General features: G+C 56.1%; 17 protein-coding genes. 6 read left to right on the top strand and 11 right to left on the bottom strand.

Annotated features, from left to right (window positions below):
* The first annotated feature begins 47 nt into the window (after positions 1-47).
* Entirely contained in the window at positions 48-569 is a 522-nt protein-coding gene (locus tag DNI29_RS17220) for an acyl-CoA thioesterase (protein ID WP_110979364.1), read from the top strand.
* 75 nt (positions 570-644) lie between these two features.
* Positions 645-1487 (top strand): hypothetical protein, encoded by an 843-nt coding sequence (locus tag DNI29_RS17225; RefSeq protein WP_110979365.1) that lies wholly within the window; start codon positions 645-647, stop codon positions 1485-1487.
* A gap of 78 nt (positions 1488-1565) precedes the next feature.
* Here DNI29_RS17225 and DNI29_RS17230 read toward each other — a convergent pair whose 3' ends face one another.
* The 6 genes from DNI29_RS17230 to alaS form a co-directional block, all read right to left on the bottom strand.
* Complete coding sequence (locus DNI29_RS17230) at positions 1566-2711, bottom strand: TlpA disulfide reductase family protein (protein ID WP_162303651.1); 1146 nt, start codon at positions 2709-2711, stop codon at positions 1566-1568.
* A gap of 178 nt (positions 2712-2889) precedes the next feature.
* Entirely contained in the window at positions 2890-3408 is a 519-nt protein-coding gene (locus DNI29_RS17235) for a TlpA family protein disulfide reductase (protein WP_110979367.1), read from the bottom strand.
* Positions 3409-3513: 105 nt separating this feature from the next.
* Positions 3514-4971 (bottom strand): Asp-tRNA(Asn)/Glu-tRNA(Gln) amidotransferase subunit GatB, encoded by a 1458-nt coding sequence (gene gatB / locus DNI29_RS17240; RefSeq protein ID WP_110979368.1) that lies wholly within the window; start codon positions 4969-4971, stop codon positions 3514-3516.
* Positions 4972-5151: 180 nt separating this feature from the next.
* Positions 5152-6120 carry an LIC11966 family surface protein gene (locus DNI29_RS17245; protein ID WP_110979369.1) on the bottom strand — a complete coding sequence of 323 codons (969 nt, stop codon included), beginning with the start codon at positions 6118-6120 and terminating at the stop codon, positions 5152-5154.
* Between the two features lie 57 nt (positions 6121-6177).
* Positions 6178-7089 carry an energy transducer TonB gene (locus DNI29_RS17250; protein WP_110979370.1) on the bottom strand — a complete coding sequence of 304 codons (912 nt, stop codon included), beginning with the start codon at positions 7087-7089 and terminating at the stop codon, positions 6178-6180.
* A gap of 161 nt (positions 7090-7250) precedes the next feature.
* The gene (gene alaS / locus DNI29_RS17255) at positions 7251-9935 is read right to left on the bottom strand and encodes an alanine--tRNA ligase (RefSeq protein WP_110979371.1); all 2685 of its coding nucleotides are present in this window, start codon (positions 9933-9935) and stop codon (positions 7251-7253) included.
* 220 nt (positions 9936-10155) lie between these two features.
* On the opposite strand from alaS, the gene DNI29_RS17260 reads away from it, so the two are divergent.
* The 3 genes from DNI29_RS17260 (at position 10156) to DNI29_RS17275 (ending at position 12856) form a co-directional block, all read left to right on the top strand.
* A complete protein-coding gene (locus DNI29_RS17260) occupies positions 10156-10518 on the top strand; it encodes a MerR family transcriptional regulator (protein WP_110979372.1) in 363 nt (120 codons plus the stop codon).
* A gap of 326 nt (positions 10519-10844) precedes the next feature.
* A complete protein-coding gene (gene dprA / locus DNI29_RS17270; protein WP_110979374.1) occupies positions 10845-11978 on the top strand; it encodes a DNA-processing protein DprA in 1134 nt (377 codons plus the stop codon).
* A gap of 41 nt (positions 11979-12019) precedes the next feature.
* Entirely contained in the window at positions 12020-12856 is an 837-nt protein-coding gene (locus DNI29_RS17275) for an aminotransferase class IV (protein ID WP_110979375.1), read from the top strand.
* 9 nt (positions 12857-12865) lie between these two features.
* Here DNI29_RS17275 and DNI29_RS24205 read toward each other — a convergent pair whose 3' ends face one another.
* The 5 genes from DNI29_RS24205 to DNI29_RS17300 all read right to left on the bottom strand — a co-directional run bounded on the left by DNI29_RS24205 (position 12866) and on the right by DNI29_RS17300 (position 15830).
* Positions 12866-13072, bottom strand: coding sequence for a hypothetical protein (locus DNI29_RS24205; protein WP_123823298.1), 207 nt, complete (start codon positions 13070-13072; stop codon positions 12866-12868).
* A 509-nt stretch (positions 13073-13581) separates the two neighbouring features.
* The gene (locus tag DNI29_RS17285) at positions 13582-13896 is read right to left on the bottom strand and encodes a hypothetical protein (RefSeq protein WP_110979377.1); all 315 of its coding nucleotides are present in this window, start codon (positions 13894-13896) and stop codon (positions 13582-13584) included.
* 14 nt (positions 13897-13910) lie between these two features.
* The gene (locus tag DNI29_RS17290; protein WP_110979378.1) at positions 13911-14705 is read right to left on the bottom strand and encodes a thymidylate synthase; all 795 of its coding nucleotides are present in this window, start codon (positions 14703-14705) and stop codon (positions 13911-13913) included.
* Between the two features lie 95 nt (positions 14706-14800).
* Positions 14801-15016 carry an SRPBCC family protein gene (locus DNI29_RS24970; RefSeq protein ID WP_238388131.1) on the bottom strand — a complete coding sequence of 72 codons (216 nt, stop codon included), beginning with the start codon at positions 15014-15016 and terminating at the stop codon, positions 14801-14803.
* A 271-nt stretch (positions 15017-15287) separates the two neighbouring features.
* Positions 15288-15830 carry a TonB family protein gene (locus DNI29_RS17300; RefSeq protein WP_110979379.1) on the bottom strand — a complete coding sequence of 181 codons (543 nt, stop codon included), beginning with the start codon at positions 15828-15830 and terminating at the stop codon, positions 15288-15290.
* Between the two features lie 269 nt (positions 15831-16099).
* Here DNI29_RS17300 and DNI29_RS17305 point away from each other — a divergent pair, with 269 nt between their 5' ends.
* Positions 16100-16669 (top strand): RNA polymerase sigma-70 factor, encoded by a 570-nt coding sequence (locus DNI29_RS17305; protein WP_110979380.1) that lies wholly within the window; start codon positions 16100-16102, stop codon positions 16667-16669.
* Positions 16670-16712: the final 43 nt, after the last annotated feature.

Raw genomic sequence — 16712 nt, forward strand, 5'->3', positions numbered from 1 at the left:
ACGTCCTACTCGTACCTTTGTAAAAATATTCAGACTATCTGCTGTTCATGCTGCGCAAACAAAAGCTCGTTAAAGACTCCTTTGTTCGGATGACCGAACTCGTGTTGCCCAACGATACCAACACGCTTAACAACCTGATGGGGGGCCGCATGATGCACCTGATGGACGTAGCGGCCGCTATTTCGGCCCAGCGCCACTCCAACCGCATCGTGGTGACGGCCTCTGTCGATAACGTTTCGTTCCGGGAAGGTATTAAGCTGGGAAGCGTGGTGACCCTTGAGGCGCAAGTAACACGCTCCTTCAGCTCTTCCATGGAAGTGCACATCAACGTGTGGGCCGAGGACATTCCGAGCGGTACCAAAATCAAATCCAACGAAGCTTTTTTCACGTTCGTGGCGGTAGACCAGTCGGGCCGGCCGATTGATGTGCCGGAAGCCGTAGCCGAAAGTGCCGAAGAAATCAGCCTCTACGAAGGCGCCCTGCGCCGCCGCCAACTCCGCCTAGTGCTAGGCGGCCGCATGAATCCGCACGAAGCTACTGAGCTGAAGGCTCTCTTCGATATGGAATAACCGGTTTGTTTGGCGGCTGTCAGGCCCTGAATATTCCGTATTTTCGGCTGTTATCGGCTTACCGCGCCCTTACCTATGGACACCGCTGCTACCCTGGCTTTCTTTCAGAACTTCTATACTGATGCCGCACTTTACGTAGTGGCGGAACCAGCTGCTACCTCTACCCCAGCCAGTAGCCTGGAGGCAGCAGCACCTACCCCCACTGCCGGCCTCAATCCTCCTCCGGTTACGCCACTGTTACCTGCTGCCCCAGTGGCACCAGCCGCACCGCCTGCTCTGCCCGGCAAATTGCCTTCCCTAAGTAGCTTGCCTTCGGTAGAGGCCACCACTGCTCCGCCGCCTGCACCGGCCGCCCCCCCTACACCGGCCCCGGTGCCTGCTTCTCTCGCACCTCCTACCCCACCACCAGCCGTGGAGACTCCGCGCCAAGCAACCAACCTTACCGTGGCTCAGTTGCCGGCGGCGGCGGCAGCGCCGGCCGGACGAGTGCAGCCTACCCCTACCCAGTCGCCGGTAGCACACATCCCCTTTTCCACGCTAGGTAGCAATGCCAACGGGCTCATTATTCTGGTGCGCCTGCCAGCCGAGGAGTTTAAAAAGCTGCCCCGCAATGTATTCCTCAACAACCTGCTCAAGGCTATCCGGCTGATTGTGGAGGATGTGGTGCTGGTGAATGTGGAGCACCCCAGCTACCCAGTGGCGCTGTGCAGCCTGCGCCAGCACCTGGCTGCTAAGCAGTTTCTAGCCTTTGGCAAAAACCTGCTCGACGTGGCCGTGTATACCACCCAGCCTTACGAACCCGTGCTGCTGTTCGGCGACACGGCTTTTCTGGGAGCCAGTGAAATCAGCATGCTGGAGTACGATGCGGGTCGTAAAAAGCAACTCTGGCAGGCTGTGCAGCGCATGTTTATGAGCTAATCGGAAGCGTCCATAAAAAAGCCCTTCAGGTATTCATCTGAGGGGCTTTTTTTGTGTCGAGTTGACGCTTGTGCTTTCCTACTTCAGCACCGAAGCCAGGGTAGCGTCCAGGGCCTCACCACGCAGGTTTTTGGCGATGATGCGTCCTTGAGGATCAAGCAGGTATGACTGCGGGATGGATTTGATACCGTAGGTTTGGCCGGCGGCGCTTTCCCAACCTTTCAGGTCGGAAACGTGGGTCCAGGCGAGCTTATCGTTTTGGATGGCCTTGAGCCATTTACCCCGGTCCTGGTCGAAGGACACGCTGTAAATCTCGAAGCCTTTGGCTTTAAACTTATTGTAGGCTTTCACCACGTTAGGGTTTTCCTGACGGCAAGGCCCGCACCAGGAAGCCCAGAAATCAACGAGCACGTACTTGCCACGCAGGCTGCTTAGGGTCACATCTTTGCCCTCGGGGCTGGGCAGGCTGATTTCGGGAGCTTGCACGCCTACCGCTGTAGTGCGCAGGGGCTCCAAGCGGGCCACCAGGGCCTTGGTATAGCGCGAATCAGGACGGTTTTTCTTTAGCACATTTGCCACCGAGTCGGCCAGGGCAAAATTATCGTCTGGGTTGATGAGGCTGGTCACCACAAACGCTGACACCACCGAGTTGGGGTTCTGGCGCACCAGGCGGCTCAGGCCCACAGAACCCTGGCTTTGCAGGGTCATGGCCTTCTGCTGCAGGATAGTCAGGGAGTCGCGCCGATTTTGCTCGGCAGCCCGGTTAAAGCGCTGCTCCAGCTGCTGCATCTGCTGGCGTGAGGTCTCCATCGTCTGGGTAATTTGCTGTAGCAGATCCGAATCGGGGGAGCCTTTTACGGTGTAACTCTGGCCGAAGCGTTGCGCGTCGCCGGAAAGCTGCACCTGACGGCCATTTTCCAAGGCTACCAGCGCCTGGTTTTGGTCGGTCAGCTTTACTTGGTAGATGCCCGCCTCGGGGAGGTTGCCGGTAAACTTAAACTGGCCTTTATCATCTACCGTGGTAGTATCGCGCGAAACGAACTGGGTTTCGCCCAACTCGGCTAGGTAAACCTTGGTGCCGGCCGGGGCATTCTGCAGCTGGCCCGTGAGCTGATAGCTGCTGGCATCGGTAGCCGCTCCGTTGGCGCTGCTGGTGGGGGTAGTGTTTTTATTGCAGGCGTTGGTCATGCCCAGCAGGGCGCCTACGTAAAGCAAGCTTTTCATCTTGTGCATCATTCGGAAAACTGACCGGTGATGGCACCGGTACCGTGTGGCTATGGACGTAGAAACCGGCCGCAAGTTGTCACTTTTAGGCGGAATTGCGGTTGCGCTTCCCTGGGCTACCTACACGTAAGGCGCGGGGTTTGGTTCCGGCCATTGGCGCAAGCTTATCCGTCGTTAGTTAATCCAGCGGAATGTATTCCGAAATCTTCTGCCCCAGAGCCCGGCCGCGCAGATTATGGGCCAGTACGCGGCCCTCCGGGTCCAGCAGCACCGAGTACGGAATGGAATGCACCCCGTACGCCCGGGCCCCGGCACTCTGCCAACCCCTCAGGTCCGAAACATGGTGCCACGTCAGTTCATCGGCAGCAATGGCTTGGTGCCAACGTGCCTTGTTCACGTCCAGCGACACGCTGTAGATTTCCAGTCCCCGGCTATGAAACTGCCCGTAGATTTTACGCAGGTTGGGGCTCTCGGCCCGGCAGGGCCCACACCAGGAAGCCCAGAAATCAACGAGCACATACTTGCCACGCAGGCTGCTCAGCGCCAGCTTGCTGCCATCGAGCCCAGGCAGGTTGATGTCGGGGGCTGCCGGGGTGCTGGGCTTTACAACGGCAGCCGGGGTAGCAGTAGCCGCTGGCCTCTGGCAACTTACGCCCACCAACAGCACAAGCACTCCGCTAAGGGTTCGACGCATCATAGGGGGTAGTAAATTATAACGGAACAGAATAAATAACCCTGCCCCGAAGTTAACAAAAAACCACCGGCCGCCGGGCCGGTGGTTTTTTGTTGAAAGTAGTGAGGATTACGCGTCAAGTTTCTGGCGCAGCAGCTGGTTGGCCATTTTCGGGTCAGCCTTGCCGCCTGTCAGCTTCATCAGCTCCCCCATAAACATGCCGGTCAACGACTTTTTGCCGGCGCGGTATTCGGCGACCTTGGCCGGGTTGGCGTCCAGCACCTGCTGAATCATGGCTTCCAGCGCACCGGCATCCGATTGCTGCAAGAGCCCTTGGGCCTCAGCAGCAGCGGCGGCAGTTTGCCCAGGGTTTTCGAGCAGGTAGGGAAATAGCTGCTTGCTAGCAACCGAGTGTCCTACCTTGTTCTCATCAATGAGTCCAATGATATCGGCCAGATGCTGGGGCGTAAGCGGGAACTGGTCGAGGGTTAGGGCTCGCTCGTTGAGGTAGGCTTTTACGGGGCCGGTTACCCAGTTAGCGGCCGCTTTGGCATTGGTGGTGAGGCGCGTCAACTCATCAAAGAACAGGGCTACGTCCTTGTCAGCAGTCAGCACGTTGGCATCATAGTCCGAGAGGCCCAGCTCGCCGGTGAAGCGGGCGTAGAGCTGCTGGGGCAAAGCTGGCAACTCAGCTTGCACGCGGTGCAGCCATTCATCATCAATGATAACCGGGGGCAGATCGGGCTCCGGGAAGTACCGGTAGTCGTTCATGGTTTCCTTGCTGCGCTGCCCGCTGGTGGTACCGGTTTGCGCATCAAAGCCCCGGGTTTCGCTATCGATTACCTCGCCGGCTTCAGCTAGGGCAATCTGCCGCTCAATCTCGTACTCAATGGCCCGCTGCACATTGCGGAAGGAGTTCATGTTCTTCACCTCCACCTTGGTACCAAACTGGTCGGCGCCTTTCAGCATTACCGAAATGTTGGCGTCGCAGCGCAGGGAGCCTTCCTCCATGTTGCCGTCGCAGATGCCCAGGTACTGCACCAGTTTCTTGATTTCGGAGAGGTAGGCATAGGCTTCCTCAGCATTCCGAATATCAGGCTCCGATACAATTTCAATCAGGGGCACACCAGCCCGGTTCAGGTCCACCAGCGTTTCTACCTCGCCCGCTAAGTGCATCGATTTGCCTGCGTCTTCCTCCATGTGGATGCGGGTAATGCCGATTTTCTTGGTCGAACCATCCGAGAGGCGAACTTCTACGTGGCCGCCGGTGCAGATAGGAGTTTTGTCCTGGGTAATCTGGTAGCCCTTGGGAAGGTCGGGGTAGAAGTAGTTTTTGCGCGCAAACAGGTTGTCGCGGCGGATCTGGCAGTTGGTGGCTAGGCCCATTTTCATGGCATACTCCACGGCCGTGTAGTTCACGCGGGGCAGGGTACCGGGGTGGCCTAGCGTGATAACGCTGAGGTTGTTATTGGGCAGAGCGCCGTACTCGTTTTCGTCGGAAGAGTACATTTTGCTGCGGGTAAGCAGCTGGGCGTGTACCTCCAGACCAATGACGGGCTGGTATTTGGCTTTAATGCTTTCGTCCATAAATCGTTGATGCGCGCTGATTAGGCTGATTGCGCTGATTTTTTTGCAAGGTAAGCACTATTCCGGCGGGGCCATAAACCTGGCATTCCGAGCGGGGGTAGGAATCCGGATTACTTACGAGAAGCTAACCCAGATTCCTACCCCCGCTCGGAATGCCACGAAGAGCGTTGAGTAACTGCCCTAGTCGTTGAACACCGGAATGTATGCAGCCTGGAAGGCGTTGCCGGCCTGGTTGTAGGCGGCAGCCAGCTTCTGGTTCTGACTATTGTAGAGGTTGATGAAGCCGTTGAACTTGTCGGCATCGGCTTTAGTAAGGGCGTCTTTGCGTTCCAGCAGCTCCTTCATCTGGGCGGCCTGGGTGGTAGCAAATCCGGCATAGAATTTCACCAGATTGCGGGCTGCGTCGCGGTAGCGGGCATCTTTGCCGCGAAAGGCCGGAATGGCAGTCAGCTCGGCAGTAGCAGTTTTGGAGTCATCCACCAGTTGCAGGCGGGCGGCTTCGAATGCGGCCGGGTCCTGGGCGCTCATTGCATCCGTCATTTTGGCCGTAGCCTTCTCAATGCGGAACTGCGCTAGGTACACCTTATGCTGGTAGCTGTTCACCTCCGACACTTGGCGCATGTACTCGGCCAGGCGCTTACCTTCAGGGTCGGCAGAAATAGTCATGTTATGACGCTTGGCAAACCGGCGCTGGGCTGCGTCCACTGAGTCGTTAACAACCTGCAGCTTGGCTTCGGCAATTTCCTGAAGCTTGAAGTATTGCTCCATGTTCTCAACGGTAGCCGTGCGGGTAGCCGCCATCATATCCACCGCTTTGTAGTCCTCAGAGTACACTTTCAGCAGCTGGTAAAAGGCCTCGGTGGTTTGCTCCTTAAAGCCTTTATCGTCCTTGAACGCGGGCATTTTGGCCACTTTGTTCAGGGAAGCTTCGGTTTGCTTGATCAGCTCCTGACGCTTGGCGTCAATCTTATTCTCGTTGTCGGAGTGGGCCGATTTGCTGATGTAGCGCAGGTTTTTCTTGAGCATGGCCCGCTGCTCACTCACAATAAAATTGTTGTAAGACCCGGGGTCGGTGAAGGTTTGGGCCTGAGCTAGGGTAGTGAGACCAGTCAGGAGGCCAGCAGTAATCAGAAGGGTAGAAAAGCGCATAGAATAAGAAGAAGGATTTTACAGAAATCAACGTATTAACAGCCACCAGCCAGAGTATTAGGACTTAGGCGCCGCCATCGACACCTTGGGCGGGCGCCGACGAAAAAGAGGCTCCTGCTTTATAGCAAAAGTTATAGGCACCGTGTAGTACACCATCACCGCACGGCCATCCTGGCGGCCTGGCTCAAAGCGGGCTAGTCCTCTTACAACTCGCAGGGCCTCCGCATCCAACAAAGGATCTACTTTATTTGCCACACTAGCTCGTTGCACCAGCCCTGTGCTATCCACTACAAATTTGATAAGCACTCTACCCTCTATTCCCCGACGAAGCGCTTTTCCCGGATAGCGAGTCGTACGGCCAATGTACTGTAGCAGCCCCTCCTGACCTCCCGGATACTTAGGCAGTACTTCGTACTCGAAAAAGGGAATTTCCTGTCCCTGCGGATTAAAGCAAACGCCAGTGGTTCGCTTATTATCTACCCAAGCCTCCTGGCGTTTTAGCTGGCCATCAGGGTAGTACAGCACCATTTCGCCCTCCCGCTTACCATTGACGTACCCCTGACGATACATGAGCTTACCATTTTCATGAAAGCCTTCATGAATTCCCACAGGCTTGCCATGCGAATATTCAGAATGAAAGCTTAGCTGGCCGTTTTTATACCAGCCCTTACTGATGCCGTGCTGAATACGACGCTCAACGTTTTCATAGTACGAAACCGAATGAGGCTTGTCGTCCAGATAGTAAGTCCGGACGAAACCGGCTGAGTCATTTTGTAACTCAGTACGTCTTTGATACGCGGCTCCTTCTGCTGAAGGTAGAACTTCTCCGCCTTTGCTGACATACTCAGCTTTGGGAGTTGGCGGTAAGCTAGCAGCTTGTTGCGCTTGAACAGTGAGGCTGGTAAATACCAGACCAAGCACTAATAGATAATTTTTCAATGTGAGTAAGCCAATAATATATTCCGGCAAATGTAACTATTTGAAGCAGGTATAAAATAAGCGCAAAGCGTTTGTAGTTATCTCTTACTATATCATACTGATCCAGCCTAAATAGCAACTGACCGGTAGCCTCTCCAGAGAAATCCAGAGTAGCCACCGGTCAGTTGTTTCCATTTATGGGGCGTGAGTTACTATGCCAGTGCTTTGCTCACTAGTTCTTCGGCTCTGCCTATAGCCGCCACGATGCCGGCTACGTTCTTGCCGCCGGCGGTAGCGAAGAACGGCTGACCGCCGCCCCCACCCTGGATTTTCTTGGCCAGCTCGCGCACCAGTGTGCTAGCGTTGAGTTTACCACCTTTCGCCAGCTCATCATCGAGCATGACGGCCAGCTGGGGCTTGCCCTCGATTTCGGCACCGAGCACAGCTACCAGGTTGGGCACGGCCTGACGAAGGTTGAAGGCCAGAGTTTTAAGCGCATCGGCGGAGGTAGCCTGCACCTGGGCTGCTAGGAAGCTCACGCCGTTAAGCGGCTTTACCTGGCCCACCAGTTGGTCTTTCTGCTGGTTGATGCTTTGCTGGGCAAACTGCTCAATCTGCTTGCGCAGGCCGGCATTCTCCTCGGTTTGCTTCTCGATGCTGGGAATGAGGTGCTGGGGGTTACCCAAGGCCTCGCGCACTTGGCCTAGCAAGTCCAGCTGCTGGTTTACGAAGGCTTCGGCAGCTTCGGCTGTAACGGCCTCAATGCGGCGCACACCTGCTCCTACCGCGCTTTCCGAGGTAATCTTGAAGAAGCCAATGTCGCCGGTGGTGCGCACGTGGGTGCCGCCGCAGAGCTCCACCGAGAAGTCCCGGTCGAAGGTGATGACACGCACGAACTCGCCGTACTTCTCCCCGAACAGAGCGGTAGCACCCAGGGCTTTGGCTTCGTCGATGGGCACATTGCGGCGCTCATCCAGCGGAATCTGCTCCCGAATCTTGCGGTTCACGATGGTTTCCACCTGGCGCAACTGGTCGTCGGTTACCTTGGTGAAATGGCTGAAGTCGAAGCGCAGCAGCTTTTCGTTAACTAAAGAGCCTTTCTGGGCCACGTGGGTACCTACTACCTCGCGCAGAGCAGCTTGCAGCAAGTGCGTGGCGGTATGGTTGCGCCGGATCTGGTCACGACGGGCGTGGTCCACTTCGGCGCTGAAGTCGGCATCCAGGTCCTGGGGCAGGTCCAGCACGGTGTGCACGATGAGGTCGTTTTCCTTTTTCGTGTCCAGGACGCGCACCTTGCTCAGGGGCGACACCAGGTAGCCCGTGTCGCCAATCTGCCCGCCCGACTCGGCGTAGAACGGCGTCTGGTCGAGCACTACCTGGTACTCGGTTTTGCCTTTGCGGTCGGTGCGGCGGTAGCGCAGAATGCGGGCCGGAGCCTGCTCCTGGTCGTAGCCCACGAAAGCAGGCTGCTCCTCCGATTCGGTTACGATGGTCCAGTCGCTCTGCTCGGCTTCCTGGGCATTGCGCGAGCGGTTTTTCTGGGCCTCCAGCTCTTTCTTGAAACCTTCATCATCCACCGTCAGGCCTTTTTCACGGGCAATGAGGGCAGTAAGGTCCAGGGGGAAGCCAAACGTGTCCGACAGTTCGAAAGCGGTTTTGCCATCGATGCGGTTGCCGTTCTGGCGGGCGGTTTCCTCCAGCGCGTCGAGGCGGCGCAGACCGTTCTCCAAGGTTTTCAGGAAGGCAATTTCTTCCTCCTCAATCACGCGCTGCACAAACTGCTGCTGCTGCTTGAGTTCGGGGAAGATGTCGGCCATCTGGTCGGCCAGCACGGGCACCAGCTTGTAGAGGAAAGGCTGCTTCTGGTTCAGCGAGGAAAAGGCGTAGCGCACGGCGCGGCGCAGAATCCGGCGGATTACGTAGCCGGCCTTCACGTTGCTAGGCAGCTGACCGTCGGCAATGGTAAAGCTGATGGTCCGGATGTGGTCGGCAATAACCCGGATAGCAATGTCCGTTTTCTCGTTCTCGGTAACCGGCTGGTCGTTCACGGTGGCGGGCGCCGTACCGTGGTACTGCAAGCCAGCCTGAGCGGCAATGAACTGAATCAGGGGCTGGAATACGTCGGTGTCGTAGTTCGACTTTACGCCCGACACGGCCATCATCAAACGCTCGAAGCCCATGCCCGTATCTACGTTCTGCTGAGGTAGTTTTAGCAGCGACTTATCGGCGCGGCGCTCGAACTCCATGAACACGTTGTTCCAGATTTCGACTACCTGGGGGTGGTCGGCGTTCACCAGTTCGGCGCCGCCTTTCTGGGCTACCTCGGCCTCGTCGCGCAGGTCAATGTGGATTTCGGTGCAGGGGCCGCAAGGACCCGTGTCGCCCATTTCCCAGAAGTTATCCTTCTTGTTGCCGGGCAGAATCCGGTCGTCGGAAGTGTACTGGCGCCATAGCTCCTGAGTCTCGGTGTCGGGGCCGAGGCCGTCGCCCTTGTCGCCTTCAAAGTAAGTCACGTAGAGGCGGTCCTTGGGCAGCTTATACACTTCCGTAAGCAATTCCCACGCCCAGGCAATGGCGTCCTTCTTGAAGTAATCACCAAACGACCAGTTGCCGAGCATCTCGAACATGGTGTGGTGGTAGGTATCGTAGCCTACCTCTTCCAGGTCGTTGTGCTTGCCCGACACGCGCAGACACTTTTGGGTATCAGCAATGCGCTTGAAGGGCGCGGGTTTGTTGCCGAGGAAGTAATCCTTGAACGGGGCCATGCCCGAGTTGATGAACAGCAGCGTGGGGTCATCCTTTACCACAATGGGCGCTGAGGGCACGATGTGGTGGCCTTTGGAGGCGAAGAAATCCAGGAACTGCTGGCGGACGTGGCTGGCGGTGGGAAGTGACATAAAATAGATAGTACGCCAACAGACCGTTGGCACTCGTGAGGTTCGTTAAAATTGGCAGCGGCCGGTATTTTGGCTACTTTTCGCTTTCGGATAGAAAGCCGTGGTGGGCAAAGTTAGCCCTCTTTACAGAAGTGAGAAACCCGAAGTGAAAGCTGGGCTTTATCAGAACAGTTTTTCGGCTACTTTCTCTCATCCTCGTTTCACCTCTGAGTTCTCCCCTATGCCCTATAAAGAGCGCGACATCGAGAAACAATACTTCACCATCGGCGAGGTAGCGGCCCAGTTCAACGTGGCTCCGTCGCTGATTCGGTTCTGGGAAACGGAGTTTGAGGAACTGCGCCCGCGCAAAAGCAAAAAGGGCAACCGACTCTACACCCCTCAAGACATCGACATCTTCCGCACCATTTACCACCTGGTAAAGGAGCGCGGCTACACCATTCCCGGCGCCCGCGACATGCTCAAACAAAAAGGGCCCCAGCTCAAGGAGAAAATCGACGTGATTCAGAGCCTGGAGCGGGTCCGCAAGTTCATGGTGACGATGAAAAAGGAGCTGGACACCATTGGCAAGGCCCAGCAGGGGTAATGTTTACAGATATCAGAAACTGGAAAACAATTGTCGCTGTACTATGGGACCTTGTTAGGGTGCTCCTAGCAGATATAGGGGTAGTTTTCTTTGCGTATCTGTGGCTAATGGGCGATAAGGAAAGCCGCAACTATACTGATGAATACAGAATAATTGCCACTATTTTAGGTGCCTACTTGCTCGGTCTGCTGGCCCTGGGGATATACGAGCAGGCCAAACACCGTCGTACTTCCAGAGTAGTAGCCCTAGCCCTAGGTGCGCTTCCCATTATGCGTTTACTTAGTAAGTATCTATCCTTGATTTAACATTGATATATTACCAATCAAGTGGAATCTGTTACACAGGATCTTTATTACGAAGTCGCCCTTACGCTTTTCCCTAACATCGGGCCGCAGCTGACGCGGCAGCTGATGAGCTATGGGGGCTCGGCCAAAAACGTGCTGCATCTGCCGCCGGGCAAGTTGCGCAAGATTCCGGGGGTAGGGCCTGCTACCGTTGCCATCCTGACCGGGGCTGAGCGCACCGCTGCGTTAAACCAAGCCGAAGCCGCCCTACGCAAAGCAGAGAAGGACGGCGTACAGATTCTGTTCTACACCAGCAAGCAGTTTCCGGCACGGCTAAAGCAACTCCCCGATGCGCCTACCCTGCTCTACTACCAGGGAACTGCCGACCTGAACCACCCCAAAACCGTGGCCCTAGTAGGCACCCGCCAGGCCACCGACTACGGCCGCGAACAAACCGAGAAATTAGTAAAAGGCATTGCTTCGCACCAGCCCCTGATTATCAGCGGCCTAGCCTACGGCATTGACATTGCCGCCCACCGTGCGGCCTTGCAGGAAGGGCTCGAAACCATTGGCGTAATGGCTACAGGTCTGGACAAGCTCTACCCCCCGGCCCACCGCAAAACCGCCGAGAAGATGCTCAGCCAGGGCGGTCTGCTCACGGAGTTTGCCTTCGGCACTCAGCCCGATAAGTATAATTTCCCAGCTAGAAACAGAATTATTGCCGGCCTGGCTGATGGAACTGTGGTGGTAGAAGCCGCAAAAAAGGGTGGCGCCCTCATCACCGCCGACCTGGCCCAGGGTTACAACCGCGACGTGCTGGCAGTGCCGGGGCCGCTGGGTTCGCCGGCCTCCGAGGGCTGCCACGAGCTGATTAAGTCCAATAAAGCGGCTCTGTATTCCGAGCCCAAGGACCTGGAGGAGCTACTGAACTGGGATGCGGCCTTGCATCTGCAGGGCAAGTTCAAGGGCCCTACCCCCTACGATCCGGCCGACTTCACCGCGGAAGAGTTTCAGTTGATTGCCGTACTTCAGGCGGCCGCTAACCGCGAAGAGCACCTCGATACCTTGGCCTGGAAGGCGCAGCTACCCATTCATACGGCGACTTCCTTGCTGCTGGGGCTGGAGTTTCGGGCTGTCATCAAGGCCTTGCCGGGCAAGCGGTTTGTGCTGGTATAATAAATCGTTAGCCCCTCGTTACGGGCTCTTTCTTTCTCCGCGTGCTGCTTTACAACGGACTTCTGGTCGCCGATTCCGACTTTGCCCTACCCCTCCCAAATCGGGGCTTGTACTTCAACGACGGCTTTTTTGAAACGTTGGTGTGGGATGCTGGTGGTGTGCGCTATCTGCCTTACCACTGGCAACGCATGCAACGGGCAGCCGCTGCGCTGTCTCTCACCCTGCCGCCTGAGCTAGCCTCAGCCCAGGCTCTGGCCGCTACCGCCGGCCGCTTGGTGCACCAGCACACGGAGTATACCCACGCGGCGGCGCGGGTACGGCTGCAGCTATGGCGCAGCGGCGGCGGGCTGTACACGCCTACCTCTTCCAACCCGGATTGGCTGCTAACCCTGCAGCCCTTCACCGCAAATGATACGCCCGTACTGCGCGCCGCCTTTGCCGAATCGGTGCGCCTGCAGGCCTCGCCAGTGTCATTTTGTAAGGGACCTAGCGCCCTCACGTATGTGCTGGCAGCCCAGGAACGGGCCCGGCAGGAACTTGATGAGATAATACTAGTGTCAGGAGCGGGCTACGTTGCCGAAACGGTGGCTGCCGCCATAGCCTGGATACGGGATACCACTATTTACTATCCGGCCGAGGCCAGCGGCTGCGTCGCCGGAACCCGCCTGGCTCACTTGCGACGTATCACGCAGCACCTGAATTTGTCCTGGCGGGAAGGTTTGTTTCTGCCCGCTGACCTGCTAGAGGCCGAGGCTGTTTTCACCGCCAATATCACCGGGATTCGGGCAGTACAGCAAGTTGGGCAGGTACTGTTTCACTCCGAGCAGCACCCTATCTTGGCCCAGTTGCGCACCTTAGACGCTGCAGCGAACCGTTGAACTATTGGTTTACTGATCCAAGCGGCAGCGCATTTGTAGCCAGCTCTCCTCAAATTCGAGCAAATCGGCCTCCGTCACGTTGTTCTGCTGTAGCACCTCTGTTCGGTCACGGTGACCAGCATCCAAAGAGTACAATGCTATCCAGGCACGTTGCCGCCGGCTCAAGGCAGGGGCGGAGGCAGTGCTAGCCGGATACGATAGTACAGAGGCATTCATAGTTGAGCATACGCACAACTATAGTAATTGGATTTTTTTACTTCAATATAATTTTTCTACTCGGGTTTTCAGAGCGTTAAAAGCTCAATACGCCCGCATAGAAATCCGGCTCCGTAGCCGAAGCCAACTGTCAATAAATTCAGCCAGATCTGCTTCCGTAACGGCGTTTTGCTTTAGCACCTCCGCACGGTCTGGGCAGCCGGTGCTAAGAGAATACAGTGCTACCCAGGCACGCTGCTGCCGGGTAAGCAAAGACGGAAAAGTAAAGACGGGAACTTGAGTATAGGTTTCCTCCATATCTGCCAATTACGCAGTCAAAATAGCAGATGGATCTACCGCAACAATACTTTTTCTATAGTTTTCTTCACTTATCGCATGCTCAATCCCCTACCCCCTTAGTATAAGCCTAACCCTCTTATCGTTACACAACTCCTGATTTCTTAGGAATTAGTATTTTATATTGTTGAGTTAGTGCATTTTCTGTTTGGCAGATACAGATCAATTCGTCATTAGCCTTGCTGCAGCCAGCTTAGCAGCGCCTTCCAGCCCTGCCAAGCTACCACCGCAAACAATGCAGCCAGGGGTAGCGCAACCACCACCGAAAGCACATACTGCATATCGTGCGCGGCAGCCTGCTTGCCCTGCTGGTACAGCTCCCGCACGCCACCGGAGTTGGGCCGAACGCGCAGCCAGCCCCGCAGCAGCAAATACGGCGACACTGCGAATAAAAACATGCTTTTCAGTAGCCTGCCCACGAAGCGAAACAGGCCGCCAAAAATGGATTCAGCAATGACCTCCCCGATAAGGTCGTCGATACCGAGCATAGCTTCTGCCGAGCTTATACAGCCACGGGCGCTTTAATAGCGGGCCAGGGGTCATAATTTTCCAGCTTGAAATCCTCGAACTGGAAGCCGAAAATATCCTGCACGGCGGGGTTTAGGTGCATCTGGGGTAGCGCACGGGGCTCCCGCTCCAACTGCAAGCGGGCCTGCTCCAGGTGGTTGCTGTAGAGGTGAGTGTCGCCACCGGTCCAGATGAACTCGCCTGGCTCCAACCCTACTACCTGGGCCATCATGAGGGTGAGCAGGGCGTAGGAGGCAATGTTGAAGGGCACGCCCAGAAACACGTCGGCCGAGCGCTGGTAAAGCTGGCAGCTGAGCTTGTTGTCGGCCACGTAAAACTGCACCAGAGCATGGCAAGGCTGCAGCTTCATCTGAGGCAAATCGGCCACGTTCCAGGCCGACAGCACAATGCGGCGCGAATCGGGCGTCTGACGCAGCTGGCGCACGATATCACTAATCTGGTCGATGGTTTGCCCGTCGGGACCGGTCCAGGCGCGCCACTGCTTGCCGTACACGGGGCCTAGCTCGCCGTTCTCGTCGGCCCACTCGTCCCAGATGCTTACGCCGTGATCTTTGAGGTAGGCAATATTGGTGTCGCCGCGCAAAAACCACAGTAGCTCGTAGATGATGCTTTTCAGGTGCACCTTCTTGGTGGTTACCAGCGGAAAGCCTTCCTGCAGGTTAAAGCGCATCTGGTAGCCAAACACTGAAAGCGTACCCGTGCCGGTGCGGTCGGTTTTGCGGGTGCCGTGCGTGAGAATGTGCTGCAGAAGGGTTTGGTACTGGTGCATAGGGTAGGCAGAATGAGAGCCTAAAAGTAAGGAAACTACCGTAGCCCTACGCTGCTGACTTACTTGGACCATGGCCCTTTCATCGTTTGATAACACTAAGAAGCAGGCACATTAAGTATATCTCGCCAGCTATCTGACTCCGCATATTGCTTAATAACAGCGCATCTGGCTTCAAGAAACTTTTGCAGGTAGCGGCGTAGTATCAGTGCATCAACCAGCTTGCCCAGAACTCCTAGCGGCGACTCAAAGGCAAACACATCACGCATTACTGTACCTGTGCCATTCGCCTTAAAATAGTGTTCGTGTCGCATGTTTTTAAAGGCTCCCCGCTGCATTTCGTCGCAGAAGTAGTTTGGCGACTCTAGCAAGGTTACCATGCTGGTCAGCGTCTGCCAAACCCCAAAATGTCGGGCCCGGAAGGTCACCGAGTCACCGAGCTGCAGTAGGCCGCTGCGCACGCCGCCTACAATTTCTTCACCAGTGTGTGTGTGGAAACGGTGTGCAGGTCAACACTCAAAGCCAACTGAAAGCAGATTTCTAGCGGCGCATTAATGTGGGTAACAACTTCGATGACCAGCACTGTTATTGAATGACGTATGACATTTTCACTTCCTCCTCCGTGACAGCAGCAGAAGGCTCGAAACGCAGGTGTTGTACTACCTCGCGCGCCTGCTGCTTCATGGTAGCCTCCCCACCTGCTCCTGAGGGTATAGTACTCTCGGCTATTGTGACTTGGGTTACCCTGCCAGTAGCATCTACTGAAAGCCGCAGCCAGATAGTCCCTCCGGTTTGGGCCCGCAAGGCTTCCACAGGATATAGGATGGAGCGTCTCATGAAATCGAAATAACCAGCATCCTCAGGTTGCAGCTGTTGAGTACGCATCCGCTGACCAATACCTCGTTTAAGAGGCAGCACATTGTTCCAGTAGGCTCCTCTGCGCACAGAATCCTGCTGCGCTTTAGCCCGCGCCAACTGTGCCCCTCGCTGTGCAGTAGAGGTAGTAGGCTTGGGCGTGGTTACCGGCGTGGCGTCCCAGCGGTTATAACTCGTCTGCGCCTGTGCCGGGCTACTACCCCAGCTTAGGGTGAGGAGCAGCAGAATTAATACTAAATAATTACGCAGCATAAATGCTCATAGTGATTAAGCTAAAGAGAGCTTCACATCCGTACTCAAGTGTACGCAAATTCTATCTTTGATTTTCGCCTACCCTCCCTACCGCATGCAAGCTCCCGACCTGAGCATTGGCTCTGAAGACTTCAGCATGGACATTATCTAGCGCTGTTGACTAGCCTAGGAACCTGCATCGGGTGTAGCGCCGCCTCGATTTGGTCATTTTTTGGTAATAAAAGAGTAACCCAAGGCCAATATGAGGCCCGGTAGCTTTGCCTACTGATATGGCGACGGCAACTAGTTTCTCTGATCAGCAGCTTCTGAATGCCTTGGCATTGGGCCATGAAGCGGCGTTTGATGCTCTGTTTACCCGCTACTACCCTGGCCTGCTGCGGTACGCGAAAACCCTCTTACCCTACCCCTCTGATGCGGCCGAAGATGCCGCCGCCGATGTGTTCTGCTCCTTATGGACGAACCGCACCGAGCTAAACGTGCAGGGCTCTCTGGCAGCCTACCTCCACACCGCCGTTAAGCACCGCTGCTACGACCGGCTCCGGCAGCAGCGCCGCTTAGCACCCGCCCCCGATGAGGAGTTGCTGGAACAGCAGCCCGAAGCGGCCTACCTTCAGCCCGACCAGGTACTGGCCTACCATGAGCTCAGCGAGCTGCTACTGCAACTCGTTGACCAACTGCCTCCCCGCTCCCGGCTAGTCTTTCAATTGCACCGCGACAGTAACCTCACCTACGAGGAAATAGCGACGTTGCTCGACATTTCCCTGAACTCCGTGAAGACCCACATGTTCCGGGCGCTGCGCTTTCTGAAAGAAGCTCTGTACGTGTCGGGCACCCGGTAGCTGGGTTACGCCATTGTTACGACTGTTACGCTTCTGTTAAGCC

The organism is Hymenobacter sediminis (assembly GCF_003231285.1).
In the GTDB taxonomy this organism is placed as follows: Bacteria; Bacteroidota; Bacteroidia; order Cytophagales; family Hymenobacteraceae; genus Hymenobacter; species Hymenobacter sediminis.